The 13,216-nt window shown below is 67.7% G+C and carries 10 protein-coding genes; 6 read left to right on the top strand and 4 right to left on the bottom strand.

The genetic code is table 11. The annotated features are described in order from the left end of the window. Positions 1-410: 410 nt before the first annotated feature. The 3 genes from GM1_RS01810 to GM1_RS01800 all read right to left on the bottom strand — a co-directional run bounded on the left by GM1_RS01810 (position 411) and on the right by GM1_RS01800 (position 4,806). Positions 411-1,523 (bottom strand): NDMA-dependent alcohol dehydrogenase, encoded by a 1,113-nt coding sequence (locus tag GM1_RS01810; RefSeq protein ID WP_008376115.1) that lies wholly within the window; start codon positions 1,521-1,523, stop codon positions 411-413. A gap of 30 nt (positions 1,524-1,553) precedes the next feature. Further along, positions 1,554-3,050 (bottom strand): aldehyde dehydrogenase family protein, encoded by a 1,497-nt coding sequence (locus tag GM1_RS01805; RefSeq protein WP_008376113.1) that lies wholly within the window; start codon positions 3,048-3,050, stop codon positions 1,554-1,556. A 148-nt stretch (positions 3,051-3,198) separates the two neighbouring features. Continuing rightward, positions 3,199-4,806 (bottom strand): helix-turn-helix domain-containing protein, encoded by a 1,608-nt coding sequence (locus GM1_RS01800; RefSeq protein WP_008376112.1) that lies wholly within the window; start codon positions 4,804-4,806, stop codon positions 3,199-3,201. Positions 4,807-4,904: 98 nt separating this feature from the next. Between GM1_RS01800 and GM1_RS01795 the strand changes: the two genes are divergently transcribed. Next, complete coding sequence (locus GM1_RS01795; RefSeq protein ID WP_040519313.1) at positions 4,905-5,789, top strand: exodeoxyribonuclease III; 885 nt, start codon at positions 4,905-4,907, stop codon at positions 5,787-5,789. Here the strand turns inward: GM1_RS01795 and GM1_RS01790 are convergent, their stop codons facing one another. Beyond that, on the bottom strand, positions 5,790-7,526 hold the full coding sequence (locus tag GM1_RS01790; protein WP_008376108.1) for a cytochrome c biogenesis protein DipZ: 1,737 nt from the start codon (positions 7,524-7,526) through the stop codon (positions 5,790-5,792). Between the two features lie 138 nt (positions 7,527-7,664). Here GM1_RS01790 and GM1_RS01785 point away from each other — a divergent pair, with 138 nt between their 5' ends. From GM1_RS01785 to GM1_RS01765, 5 genes are all read left to right on the top strand, one after another. Continuing rightward, the gene (locus tag GM1_RS01785; RefSeq protein ID WP_008376106.1) at positions 7,665-8,333 is read left to right on the top strand and encodes a fasciclin domain-containing protein; all 669 of its coding nucleotides are present in this window, start codon (positions 7,665-7,667) and stop codon (positions 8,331-8,333) included. Positions 8,334-8,379: 46 nt separating this feature from the next. Further along, positions 8,380-9,723: a TIGR01777 family oxidoreductase gene (locus GM1_RS01780; protein ID WP_008376105.1), complete on the top strand. Its 1,344-nt coding sequence runs from the start codon at positions 8,380-8,382 to the stop codon at positions 9,721-9,723. Positions 9,724-9,828: 105 nt separating this feature from the next. After that, positions 9,829-11,109, top strand: a complete 1,281-nt coding sequence (locus GM1_RS01775) for an NAD(P)/FAD-dependent oxidoreductase (protein WP_008376103.1) — start codon at positions 9,829-9,831, stop codon at positions 11,107-11,109. Further along, a complete protein-coding gene (locus GM1_RS01770) occupies positions 11,106-11,855 on the top strand; it encodes a DUF1365 domain-containing protein (protein WP_008376101.1) in 750 nt (249 codons plus the stop codon). The genes GM1_RS01775 and GM1_RS01770 overlap by 4 nt, the downstream gene beginning before the upstream one ends. Further along, entirely contained in the window at positions 11,852-13,132 is a 1,281-nt protein-coding gene (locus GM1_RS01765; protein WP_008376099.1) for an SAM-dependent methyltransferase, read from the top strand. The genes GM1_RS01770 and GM1_RS01765 overlap by 4 nt, the downstream gene beginning before the upstream one ends. Positions 13,133-13,216 lie beyond the last annotated feature (84 nt).

Genomic DNA, 13,216 nt, shown 5'->3' with positions numbered 1-13,216 from the left:
GCACGGGACTGGGGCCCGCGGGGCAGCCGTGATCTCATCGCCTGGATCTCAGCGGATCTCGTGCCCACGACACACGTTGTCGGTCAAACGGTCGACAGTCGCGGCTCAGGCGGCTAGCGTCGAGCACATGAGCCTCCCGGTCACCCACTCGACGATCGAGTCGTCGAAACGACGCGTTCGGATGTGCCGTTCCTGATGCGGTGCGTCGACAACACGCCTGTCGTCGCGGCATCGACAAGGCTGCCGCTGTTCGATCGGATGGTCGTGGCGAGTGAGAGACTGCGCGACGCGCCGCCGGATGCCGACCTTCACCGTTTTGTAAGTCGGTCGCACCGTTTCTGAACCCGCAACCGCGAGAGCGGGTGCCGCCGATCGGACGATCAGCGGCGCCCGCTCACTCGGTTTCTGGTCTAGGACGCGTGGTCGATGACGCCGCGGACGTTCAGACCGTTGCGAAGGTCCTCGTATCCCTGGTTGACGTCTTCGAGTGAGTAGCGCTTGGTGACCAACTCGTCGAGCTTGAGCTCTCCCGCGTCGTACAGGCGAAGGAGGCGGACGATGTCGTACTGCGGGTTCATCGAACCGAACAGCGAACCCATGATCGTCTTCTGATTCAGGGTCAGGTCGGTGCCCGACACCTGGACGGTGAGCTTGGTCGGGTCGGCCAGGCCGGTGATCACGACTCGTCCGCCCTTGCCGATCACCGCGGTCGCGGCTTGAACCACCGGCACGTCGACGGTGCCGACGAGGATGAGTGCGGCGTCGGCGCCCTGGCCCCACGTGAGTTCGGTGACCTTCTCCTGCGCCTCTTCCGCGGTCGCGAAGGCGTGGGTCGCGCCGAACTTGAGCGCCTGGTCGCGCTTCATCGCGATCGGGTCGACGGCGACGACATACTTGCAGCCTGCAGCGACGGCACCCTGAACGGCGTTGATGCCGAGGCCGCCGATGCCGTAGATCACGGCGGTGTCGCCCGCGCGGAGGTTGCCCGCGTTGACCGCGGTACCCCAGCCGGAGGGGACGCCGCAGCCCACCAGAACGGCGGTCTCCAGCGGAAGCCAGTCGTCCACCTTGACCACCGAGTGCTGCGAGATCGTCGCGTACTCGGAGAACGTGCCCAGCATGCACATCGCGCCGAAGTCGACGCCGTGGCCGTGGAACCGGAACGTGCCGTCTGGCATCGATCCCTCCAGGATGGTGGCGCCCATGTCACAGAGGTTCTGGCGGCCCGTCGAACAGTAGCGGCAGGTGCCGCAGTTCGGGATGAAGCTGCACACCACGTGGTCGCCCGCCTTGACCTTCGTGACACCGGGGCCCACCTCCTGGATGATTCCCGAGCCCTCGTGGCCTCCGACGATCGGGTAGCGGGGCGGGAGGTCGCCGTCGGTGAGGTGCAGATCCGAGTGGCACAGGCCCGCGGCCGTGTACTTGATCAGCACTTCGCCCGGGCCGGGGCCGTCGAGTTCGAGTTCCATGATCTCGAACGGCTTGCCTGCTTCGAGGAGTACAGCTGCCTTGGTCTTCATGGGGAGTCCTTCTTGGTGGTGGGGGTGGGGTCAGAGCGCGATGTTGACGGACTTGGTCTGCGTGTAGTGATCGACGGCGGAGTCGCCGAGTTCGCGGCCCCAGCCGGACTGCTTGAAACCGCCGAACGGCAGGGCGGTGTCGAAGCCGTTGTACTGGTTCACCCAGACCGAGCCGGCCTGCAGTTTGGCGGCCGTGCGGTGGGCCTTCGAGACGTCCTTGGTCCAGATGCCTGCGGCGAGACCGTAGATCGAGTCATTGGCCGCGCGAGCGACGTCCTCTTCGTCGTCGAACGGCAGCGCGACCACCACGGGGCCGAAGATCTCCTCTTCGACGATCGAGAACTCGGGCTTCACGTCGACGAACACGGTGGGTTCGACGAAGTAGCCCTCATCGCCCCACCGGCCGCCGCCGGTCAGCGCCCGGGCGCCGTCGGCGAGACCCTGCTGGATGTAGCCGCTTACACGATCGAACTGCTCCTGTGACACCAACGGCCCCAGCTCGGTCGTCGGGTCGAGCCCCGGACCGATCTTCGCCTGCGAGGCTGCGTTCGCGACGGCCTGCGTGAAGTCGTCGAAGATGTCCCGCTGCACGAACATGCGGGTGCCCGCGACGCAGCACTGACCGTGGTTGAACATCCACGCGGCGACCGAACCCGCGACGGCGGCGTCCAGATCGGCGTCGTTGTACACGATGTTCGGGCTCTTGCCGCCGAGTTCGAGAGTGACCTTCTTGAGGTTTCCGGTGGCTGCGTGAACGATCTTCTTTCCGACCTCGGTGGAACCGGTGAACGCGACCTTGTCGACGTCCATGTGCGCGGACAGTGCGGCGCCGGCGTCACCGAAGCCGGGCACGATGTTGACGACGCCGGGCGGGAATCCGGCCTCCTCGAACACCTCGCCGAGCAGCAGTGCGCTGAGCGGCGTCTGCTCGGCAGGCTTGAGCACAACGGTGTTGCCCGCGGCGAGTGCCGGCGCCAACTTCCACGTCGCCATCAGGATGGGGAAGTTCCACGGGATGATCTGGCCGCAGACGCCGATCGACTCGCGTCGGGTGTAGGCGTGGAACTGCTGGTCGGGAGCGAACGGCATCGACGGCGTGACCGACGATCCGGTGATCTTGGTGGCCAGGCCTGCGTTGTACCGCCACACGTCCGCCGACCATCCGACATCGACAGCAGTGGCGATGGCCACGGACTTGCCGTTGTCGAGCGCCTCGAGCTGCCCGAAGATCTCGGCTCGCTCGGAGAGGATGTCGCCGACCCGCCAGATGAGACGCTCACGCTCGTTCGGCTTCATCCGCGACCACGGCCCCTCGTACGCTGCGCGGGCCGCCGCGACGGCACGGTCGACGTCGGCGGCCTCGCCCTGGGCGACGTTGGTGATGACGCGGCCGGTGGCCGGATCGTTGGTGGCGAACGTGCGTCCGGACGCCGCGTCGACCCACTGGCCGCCGATCAGCATCTTTCGGTCAGTGGAGACGAAGTCGGCGACGGCGGGAAGCAGTCCCGGAATCGTGGTCGTGGTCATCGGAGACCTCCTGGCGAGAGTGTGTGAAGCGCGCCACTGTGACGCACATCATTTCTCGCATGAGGTCGAGCGCCCGCCGTGTACGGAAACTGAACACCACCTCTGGACAGGTGCTCGAATGACGGCCAAAACGGATGATCAGTGCAGGTCAGCCGATTATTCCGAGCGCCCGGATGCGGGCGTACAGCGTTGTCCTGCTGATGCCGAGAGCTCTTGCCGCAGTGCTCTTGTTGCCCTCCGCAGCGGCCAGCGCCGCCACGATCGCCTGACGTTCGGCCTGCTCGAGTCCCATCAACTTCGACGCGCGAGTCGACGACCGATACCCGACGGGAAGGTCGATCGAAGCGACCGTGCGTGAGCCGCGGGCAGCCGACGCGTCGGCTGCCCGTCGGAGGACGTTGGTCAGTTCAGTGAGATTCCCGGGCCATTCCTGACAGACGAGTGCATCGGCGGCGTCGGATCCGAGGTCCAGGCGTGGGTCTATTCCGGCGAGTGCCTCCTGCCCCAGCGCCGCGAGTTCGGTGAGCCTTTCGCGTAGTGGAGTCAGGACGATGCGTCGTCCGCAGCACGCCGTCAGCGCGGCGGCAGTCGGGGCGAGTGATTCTCCAGGTCCGGTGACGACGACGATCGGAGGATCGGAAGGGCTGTTCGCCGCGACAGCCGAGTGCATGAGCCGCAGCGACCTGTCGTCGAGGAGGTCCGCGTCGTCGAAGATCACCCCGTTGCCCGACAGTCGAGCCTGCCGCAGGACGGCCGTCACGTCGACCGGGGAGCCGTCGAGAATGGCCGCGGCCACGTCGACGACCGTCACCCGGTCGTCGGCAAGGCAGGCGCGAGCTCGCGTCGATCGGCCTGTCCCCGGCTCGCCGCAGACAGCAGTGGTCGCCCCGACGGCGACTGGCACTGTGAGGGACACCGCGGGCGCCGATCCGACCTCCGGGCGCAGACGGAACACGGCTGCGTGCGCTACACCGGGAATCCGGTCGATCGCTATCTGGGCCACCGCACCGGAGACGAGGGTGATCGTGGACGGCGTGAGGCGATCGTGGAGCAGGAGACGAAGGGTGCCGAAGTCGGCAGGGGCGAGCAGCCCCGCAGCCAGAGCGTTGGTGAGTTGGAGATCGTCGCCGACGGCCGCGACGGCGTAGTCGCGTCGGGCAGACGCCTGTTCGAATGCGGCGATCACCGTGCGGTGCTCGGCGTGCGAACGGCTGAGGAGTCGGTCGGCGATGTCGTCGACCAGTCCGCGCACGAGTGGGACTGACAGCGGGTTGATCCGGTCGGCGACCTCAGTCATGCAGATGATGCCTGCCACGCGACGGGTCGCGGGATGGATGATCGGTCTGCCGAAGCAGCTCAGAGACCGGAACTGCTCCAGGTAGTGCTCGCCGCTGTTGATGATGACGTCGCCCCGGACTTCGGCGGTCGTACCGAGTGCAGTGGTTCCCATCGCCTCTTCGTGGAACGACGCGCCGTCGATCGCCCCGATGTCCTCGAGACTCCGTTCGAGCGTCGAGTCCGACGACACGCGTGCCACCATCCGGCTCTGACTGTCGACGAGCAGCAGCGCGGTGGACGTCCCGCTGAGCACCTCGGCTGCGCGAGCCAGCACTGGGCGGGCGGCGTCGAGCAGGGGATCGGCGGACGCGATGTCCGACAGGACGGGCTCGGGTCGGTCGTCGGGGAGCAACCCGGACGACTGGACCCGCCGCCACGAGGCGGCGATCACGTCACGGTGTGGCAGGGCGGTCGGCACGTGTCCACTGTGGCATGGATTACACCCGACGTGGAAGGTTCGCCGGTCTCGACGTCGCGTGCACGGGTGCCGTCGGACCGACGACTACGGTGGTCGGCATGCGTGTTGCGACTTGGAATGTGAACTCGGTGAAGCAGCGAGTGCCTCGGCTGTTGCCGTGGCTCGACGAGCGGAAACCCGATGTCGTCTGCTTGCAGGAGACCAAGGTGTCCGACGAGGCGTTCGCCGCCGAACTCGGTGACGAGTTGGCCTCGCGCGGATACGAGTTCGCACATGCGGGCCAGGGGCAGTGGAACGGTGTCGCCCTGCTCAGCAAGGTGGGACTCGACGACGTGCGCGTCGCGTTTCCCGGTGCGCCCGGTTTCCCCGATCCGGCAGGAGCCCCCGAAGGGCGCGCGATCTCCGCGGTGTGTTCGGGCGTCCGCGTCCACTCCCTGTACGTGCCGAACGGCCGCGAGGTCGACTCGGATCACTACGAGTACAAGCTGAACTGGCTCGAAGCGCTCCGCGCGAGCATCGCCGACGAAGCCGAGACGACGATGATCTGCGGTGACTACAACATCATCCCCACGGACACCGATGCGTTCGACCCGTCGGCGTTCGTCGGCCATACCCATGTGACTCCGCGCGAACGTGACGCACTCGCCGCGCTCGAGGCGCTCGGCCTGCACGACGTGATGCGCGACCGCTGGCCCGACGAGCGCATCTACACCTACTGGGACTATCGCGCGGGGATGTTCCACAAGGACCTCGGAATGCGAATCGACCTGATCCTCGCGGGAGCCCCGATCGCCGAACGCGTCCAGGCCTCGTGGGTGGACCGGAAGGCCCGCAAGGGCACCAAGCCGAGCGACCATGCGCCCGTGTTCGTCGACCTCGACACCGCACCCGACGGCGACGTCGGCCCCGTCGTCCCGCCGCCGTCGCGTCCGGCGAAAGTCGCCGCTGGGTCGGTGAAGCTGCCTCACACGGTGGCCGACTGATCAGCCGTAGGTGAACGAGTACACCTGCAGTCCGTCCGGGACGGACACGTCGACCCGGCCGCTGTCGCTGCCCGCGGTCGACACGATCTGGTGGAGCGTCGGAGGACCCTCGATCGGGACCGTCGACGTGACCCCGTCGCGGGTCACGCGCAGGGTTCCGGTGCCGCCGGCGACGATGAACACGTTCTTCGCGCGGTAGCGCAGTGAGATCGACGAGTCGGCCACCGCGGTGGCGCCCTGATAGTCGAGCGTCCATCGACCGTTCAACGCGAACGAGTCGGCCGCCTGATCGCCCGGCACCGTGAATGAACCGGTCCCGGCCTCGTACTTCCCGCCGCCCGCGAAGTTGACCACCTTGCCGACGCCGAGATACGTCTCCGGTGTGGTCGGGTCGGTCGGGGTGGTGTCGTCCCGCTCGGACGAGTCCGGAAGGGAGACCCCCGGACGGGCCTGGGTCAGCAGCTCACGAATGAGACGTTCGGAGGTCGCGTAGCCGCCCTCGCCGAACTCGATGTGGCGGACGGTGCCGGTAGCGTCGATCAAGTACTGGGCAGGCCAGTAACTGTTCCGATACGCCGTCCACGTCGAGAACGACGGGTCCAGTGCGATCGGGTACGAGATGCCGAGGCGACGCGCTGCGGCGGACACATTGGACGGGACTTTCTCGAACGCGTACTCGGGTGTGTGGACGCCGATAACCTCGAGGCCGCTGGCACGGTACTTGTCGTACCAGTCCACGACGTGCGGGATCGATCGCTGGCAGTTGATGCACGAGTACGCCCAGAAGTCGATGAGCACAACCTTGCCGCGAAGGTTGTCGAGCTGGAGAGGCGCACCGTCCGGGGTATTGAACCATTCGCTGATCCCGGACAGCGCGGGCGCCCGGCCACAGCTCTGAAGCTCCTCGGCGCCGTCGTCGCATTTGGACAGCTCTCGATTCTCATCGGTGACTATGCCGCCGAGCTGGAGCCGCGACGTCAAGTCGTCCGCGCCCCCGACCGAGTCCTGCAACGTCCCTGCGTAGTCGGGAATGGCTCTCTGCAAAGCAGCCGGGACATCGAGCACGAGTGCGACGGCCAGTCCGATCATCATCACGCCGCCCGCGATTCGGATACCGCGCTGACGGCGTCGGAACGCCGACACACGTTCGACGATCCGCCGCCCGGCGAGCGCGAAGACCAGCAGTGGGAGAGCGGCGCCGAGCGCGAACGCCAGGGTCAAGGCGACCGTCTGCAGTCCGATCTCGCCGGTGGCTCCGGCGACGACGATGGCAGCCAGGACCGGCCCTGCACACGGCACGTAGAGGACGCCGAGGGCCAGGCCGAGACCGAACCCCGACTTGTTCGCTCCGACCTGTCGCGTCGGCAGTCGCGAGAACGGTTTCTCGAGCAGCCGTTCGACGGCCGGGAAGATCAGGCCCACGCCGATGGTCGTCAGGACGATCAAGCCCGCCCACCGGAACGTGTCCTGCGGCAGTCGGAGCAGTGACAGCAGGCTCGAACCGACCAGGGTCACCGTCGCGAAACTGACCACCAACCCCGCTATCACCCGGTACGGGCGAGAGGTCTCCTCGAAACGCTTCCTCGGAGAGCTGTCTGGAGCGTCGGAATCGGGATCGGCCGTCTCACGGGAGCTCTGCGCGCCGGAGAAGAAGATCACGGGGAGGACGGGGAGGATGCACGGAGAGATGCCGGTGATCAGGCCGCCGACGAATCCGATGAGCACGACTGTGTACATGGTCGGCATTCGGCACGGGCGGCGTCTCGGATGGGTTGGAGAATTCGCACCCATCCGATCACCGGGCGGTTCCGAATGGCTCCTGTCACACCAGCTGATCTCGGCGACGGGCCGTGGATCAATGACATAGGAGAACCGATGAGCATCAAGCAGACGACCGGAGCGAAGATCGCCGCGATGGGCTTCGCGATCGCACTCACGGCGACCATGGCAGCGTGTTCGAGCGACGACTCGTCCACGGAAGCCACCGACTCGGCGGCGATGACGTCGACCGCGATGGCGACGTCGGGGACGATGGCCGATCCTGCGGCCGACCTCGTCGGTCCCGGCTGCGCCGCTTACGCGGAGAAGGTGCCGACGGGCCCGGGATCGGTGACTGGAATGTCCACCGAACCGGTCGCCGTCGCAGCGTCGAACAACCCTCTGCTGACCACGTTGACGTCAGCGGTGTCCGGCAAGCTGAACCCGGACGTGAACCTCGTCGACACCCTCAACGGCGGCGAGTTCACCGTCTTCGCGCCGGTCGACGACGCCTTCAAGAGGGTTCCCGCGGACACTCTCGACGCGCTCAAGACCGACGACGCAGGCCTCAAGTCGCTGCTGACGTACCACGTGGTCAGCGGGCAGGCATCACCGTCCAAGGTCGCGGGAGAACACAAGACCGTTGAAGGCTCCACTCTCGAGGTGACCGGAAGCGGCGACGATCTGAAGGTGAACGGCGCGAACGTGATCTGCGGCGGCGTCCGCACCGCCAACGCGACCGTCTACCTCATCGACCAGGTGCTCATGCCCCCGGCGAAGAAGTAACCACCACAGGTGGCGCCCCACCGTTTCCACGAGCAGGCTGGAGTCCATGGGCATCGAGTTCACAAGCACTGTCGACGCGTCGATCGATGAGGTGTTCGCCTGGTTCGGAAGGCCCGGCGCGCTCCGTCGGCTGCTGCCGCCGTGGCAGCCGATGCACGCGATGAGCGAAGCCGACTCGCTCGCGGACGGTCGGGCGGTGCTCGGCCTGCCCGGCGGGCTGCGCTGGCAGGCGCAGCACGTCGGGTCCGACTACTCACCGCCGCACCGGTTCGTCGACGAGCGCGTCGTCGACGGGGTGACAAGCATCCCGCCGTCCCTCGCCGGACCGTGGCGCCACGTGCACGACTTCCGGGAGGCACCGGACGGCCGGACAGTGATGGTCGACCGCGTTCACACCGCGGTGCCCGCAGCACTGCTGCGCCCGACATTCGAGTATCGCCACCGGCAGGTGGCCGACGACCTCTCGTCGCACCACACGGCGCGGGAGAGGGGTTTCGCGCCGTCGGTCATCGCGGTGTCCGGGGCCTCCGGGATGGTCGGTTCCGCGTTGTGCGCCTTCCTCACCACCGGCGGACACCGGGTGATCCGGCTCGACCGGCACGCGCACGACGGGCACGGGGACGATGTGCGCGCATGGGATCCGGCCGCGCCGGCGTCCGACCTGTTCGCCGGAGTCGACGCGGTGGTCCATCTGGCCGGGGCGCCGATCGCCGGCCGGTTCACCGACTCGCACAAGGCGAAGATCCGCGACTCCCGAGTGGAGCCGACGCGGCTGCTCGCACAGGCCGCCGCGGCTTCGTCCACGGTCCGGACCTTCGTCTCCGCTTCGGCCATCGGTTTCTACGGGTACGCCCGACCGGACGAGGTGCTCACCGAATCGTCGTCGAAGGGCGGCGGCTTCCTCGCCGACGTCGTCGGCGACTGGGAGCACGCGGCCAGGGTGCCGGGCATCCGAACCGTTCAAGTGCGGACCGGCATCGTGCAGAGTCCGACGGGCGGGACGCTACGCCTGCAGCGCCCGATCTTCGCCGCAGGCCTCGGCGGGCCCATCGGCGACGGCAGCCAGTGGCTGTCGTGGATCGATCTCGACGACCTCGTCGACGTCTACCTGCGTGCGCTGTTCGACGACCGCCTCGACGGCCCGGTCAACGCGGTCGCGCCGGCGCCGGTCACTGGCCGGGAGTACGCGAAGACGCTCGGGCGGGTGCTCCATCGTCCGGCGGTGCTTCCCGTTCCCGAGTTCGGGCCGGCGCTGCTCCTGGGCCGGCAGGGAGTCCGCGAACTGGCGGCCGCCGACCAGCACGTCGACAATCGTGCGCTCGACGACGTCGGGCACCGATTCCGACACGCCACCCTCGAGGAGTCGTTGCGACACCAGCTGGGTCGCTGACGGCGTCCGGGGCCGGGCGGAGATCGGACCCATCCGATTCCCGCCCGGCTCCGAACGCCTAGCGTGAACACTCCGAAACCACTCTCGCCAGGGTCCTCCATCGCCGTGATCGGCAGCGGCGTCGCGGGTCTGACCTCGGCTCATCTCCTCTCCCACGAGCACGTCGTCACGCTGATCGAAGCGGACGGTCGGCTCGGCGGACACGCCCACACCCAGCAGCTTCCCACCTCGGACGGCCGCGTCCACAACGTCGACACCGGGTTCATCGTCCACAACGACCGGACGTACCCGACGCTGTTGCGACTGTTCGACGAACTCGGCGTGCCCACCCAGGAGACCGACATGTCGATGTCGGTCTCGTCCGAGGTCACCGGCCTGGAATACGCCGGTGCGCTCGGCGTCGGAGGTCTCTTCCCGAGCATCCGCAACGCGCTGAGCATCCGCCATCTCCGGATGCTCGCGGAAGTGAAGCGCTTCCACGCCCTCGCCCGCGAGGTTCTCGACCACCCGTCAGACGACGTCCCGCTCAGCAGTTTCGTCCGGACGGCAGACCTGTCGGACTATTTCGTCGACAATTTCCTGCTCCCGCTGGTTGCGGCGGTCTGGTCGTGCGACTCTGCCACCGCAGCCGATTACCCGGCGCGCTACCTGTTCGCCTTCCTCGATCACCACGGAATGCTCACGGTGTTCGGGTCTCCCACCTGGCGGACGGTCGTCGGCGGCTCGGACACCTACGTTCAGGCTGTCTCTCGCGGCATCACCGAGTCCGGCGGAGCCGTGCGCACGTCGTCGCCGGTCATCGCCTTGCGCGAAGACACAGACGGTGTCGTCGTCCGGACCGCGACCGCCACGGACGTCTACGACGCGGCGATCGTCGCGACCCATCCGCATCAGGCGCTAGCGCTTCTCGAGCAGCCGTCGGACGCGCAGCGCACCGTGCTCGGTGCGATGCGCTACGCATCGAAGCACGCCGTGCTGCACACCGACGAGAGTCTCCTCCCGAAGGCGAAACGGGCTCGCGCATCCTGGAACTACCAGATTCGGACCGACGGCGACGAGGTCGCCGTGACCTACGACCTGACACGCCTGATGCGGCTGCCCGACGGCCCGGAACGAGCCCTGGTCACGATGGGGCGCACCGACCTCGTCGACCCGTCCACCGTCGTCGCCGAGATGACGTACGAGCACCCGGTCTACGACGTCGAGTCCGTGTCGGCGCAGCAGCGCCTCGCCGAGGTGGACACGCCGCGGGTCGCATTCGCCGGCGCCTACCACGGGTGGGGATTCCACGAAGACGGCGCGTCGGCGGGCGCGTCGGCTGCTGTCCGGTTCGGTGGACGCTGGGGCCGAGCAGGCGACGATCTCCTCGCCGGAGCGGTGCGATGACCCGCGCACAGATCGTTCCGGTGCGGATCTCGCACATCCGCCGATCGCCGGTGGATCACAGGTTCACCCACCGCAGTCTGCAGTGGCTCGTCGACCTCGACGGACTGCCGAGGTTGCCGTTCGGCGTGCGCGGACTCGCGCGGTTCGCCGCCGCCGACCATTTCGCTCGTGAGACCGGACCGCACGAGAGTCTGCGTGCCAAGCTCGACGACGCCGTGCGCGCACTGGGCGTGCCCGCGCCGACCGGCCGGGTCACCGCACTGCTGTCCCCGCGTGTGGCCGGCTACACGTTCAATCCGCTGAGCGTCTACTGGTGCCACGATCGGGCGGGCCGTCTCGAGTACGTGGTCGCCGAGGTCCACAACACCTACGGCGGACGTCACTGCTACGTGGTGCGTACCGACGAGGGCGGCCGTGCGACGGTCGCCAAGGACTTCTACGTCTCGCCCTTCAACGATGTGGACGGCGACTACCGTCTGCGCCTGCCCGAACCGACCGCGGACGGGCGGGTGTCGGTCGCGGTGGTGTTGGAGCGTCCGGGAATGCCGCCGTTCACCGCCACGATGACCGGACGAGCCAGGCCTGCCACTGTTCCCGCGGTGCTCATGGCGAATCTGACGTCTCCGTTCGCACCGTGGATGGTCGCGGCGCGCATCCGCATCCACGGCATCCGCCTGTGGGCGGCCGGACTCCCGATCGTCCCCCGAGACAGAACCCGAACCACCGACCGAGAGGTAGCCCGATGACCGTCGACCGAGACGACCACCCGTCCACCCTTCTCGCGGACCGGACGAGGCGTCCGGCACTCGCTCTGCCGGAGGCGCCGGCCACGGCGACGTCCGGGTTGCGGGGCGCCGCGGCGCGGGTCCTGTTCGAGCGCGTTGCGCGCCGACTGCCGATCGTGGTGGATTACGGGCCGTCGGACACCCGGACCCGTGGAGACCTGCCGACGATGACGATCACCGAACCAGACGCGTTCTTCCGACGCATCGGCTCGGACGGCCTGATCGGTCTCGGGGAGTCGTACATGGCGGGGGAGTGGACCGCAGACGATCTCGTCGGTGTGCTCGTCCCGTTCGCCGAGCGGATCGGGACGGTTGTTCCGCCCTCACTGCAACGACTGCGACGCCTGCTGCTCCCGACTCAACCGTCCGACGAGGAGAACTCCGTCGACAACACGCGGTCGAACATCTCTCGTCACTACGACCTGTCCAACGACCTGTTCGCATTGTTCCTCGACGAGACGCTCACCTACTCGAGTGCGCATTTCGGATCGGACGAGCAGGCCGCCGTCGCCGAATGGGTCGAACTCGCCGACGCGCAGCGCGCCAAGATCGACCGTCTCCTCGATCACGCGCAAGTCGGGGCGGGCACACGCGTCCTCGAGATCGGGACCGGCTGGGGTGAACTCGCCCTGCGCGCCGCGGCCCGCGGGGCGACGGTCCGTTCGGTGACGCTCTCCGCTGAGCAGCGCGCGCATGCCCTGCGCCGGGCGCGCGAGGCAGACTTGAGCGACCGCATCCGGGTCGATCTGCTGGACTACCGTGCCGTCGACGGCGAATACGACGCCGTGGTGTCGGTGGAGATGATCGAAGCCGTCGGCATGGAGTATTGGCCCGTCTACTTCGAGACCGTCGAGCGTCTTCTCGCACCGGGCGGTCGGGCCGCGATTCAGGCGATCACGATGCCGCACGACAGGATGCTCTCGTCTGCGCGAACCTACACGTGGATCCACAAGTACATCTTTCCTGGCGGGCAGATCCCGTCTGGCGAGGCGATGCGTGACGCCGCGGCGAGCGCGGGCCTGCAGTTCGACGCCGTCGAGGAGTTCGGGATGCACTACGCGCGGACGTTGCAGTTGTGGCGGGAACGGTTCGAGGGGCAGTGGCCGCTGATCGCCGATCTCGGTTTCGACGAGACCTTCCGACGGATGTGGACGTTCTATCTCGCCTACTCCGAGGCAGGCTTCGCCGCGCGCTACCTGGATGTGGTGCACCTGCGTTTCGTGAAGAACAAGAACTGACCCGGGATGGTGAGTGATGGTCGGTGTGGCTGTCGACAGGAGACCGGACGGCGGGGTTACTCTGGTCGCTGATGACTTCTGGAA

Origin of the sequence: Gordonia malaquae NBRC 108250, assembly GCF_000344135.1 — a bacterium.
Classification (GTDB): domain Bacteria; phylum Actinomycetota; class Actinomycetes; order Mycobacteriales; family Mycobacteriaceae; genus Gordonia; species Gordonia malaquae.
This window is presented reverse-complemented; position numbering and strand designations above follow the sequence as displayed.

Excerpts from the sequence above, each read along its gene's own strand:
- GM1_RS01810 (WP_008376115.1), bottom strand. The coding sequence starts at position 1,523 with ATGAAGACCAAGGCAGCTGTACTCCTCGAAGCAGGCAAGCCGTTCGAG.
- GM1_RS01805 (WP_008376113.1), bottom strand. The coding sequence starts at position 3,050 with ATGACCACGACCACGATTCCGGGACTGCTTCCCGCCGTCGCCGACTTC.
- GM1_RS01795 (WP_040519313.1), top strand. The coding sequence starts at position 4,905 with ATGCGTGTTGCGACTTGGAATGTGAACTCGGTGAAGCAGCGAGTGCCT.
- GM1_RS01790 (WP_008376108.1), bottom strand. The coding sequence starts at position 7,526 with ATGTACACAGTCGTGCTCATCGGATTCGTCGGCGGCCTGATCACCGGC.
- GM1_RS01785 (WP_008376106.1), top strand. The coding sequence starts at position 7,665 with ATGAGCATCAAGCAGACGACCGGAGCGAAGATCGCCGCGATGGGCTTC.
- GM1_RS01780 (WP_008376105.1), top strand. The coding sequence starts at position 8,380 with ATGGGCATCGAGTTCACAAGCACTGTCGACGCGTCGATCGATGAGGTG.
- GM1_RS01770 (WP_008376101.1), top strand. The coding sequence starts at position 11,106 with ATGACCCGCGCACAGATCGTTCCGGTGCGGATCTCGCACATCCGCCGA.
- GM1_RS01765 (WP_008376099.1), top strand. The coding sequence starts at position 11,852 with ATGACCGTCGACCGAGACGACCACCCGTCCACCCTTCTCGCGGACCGG.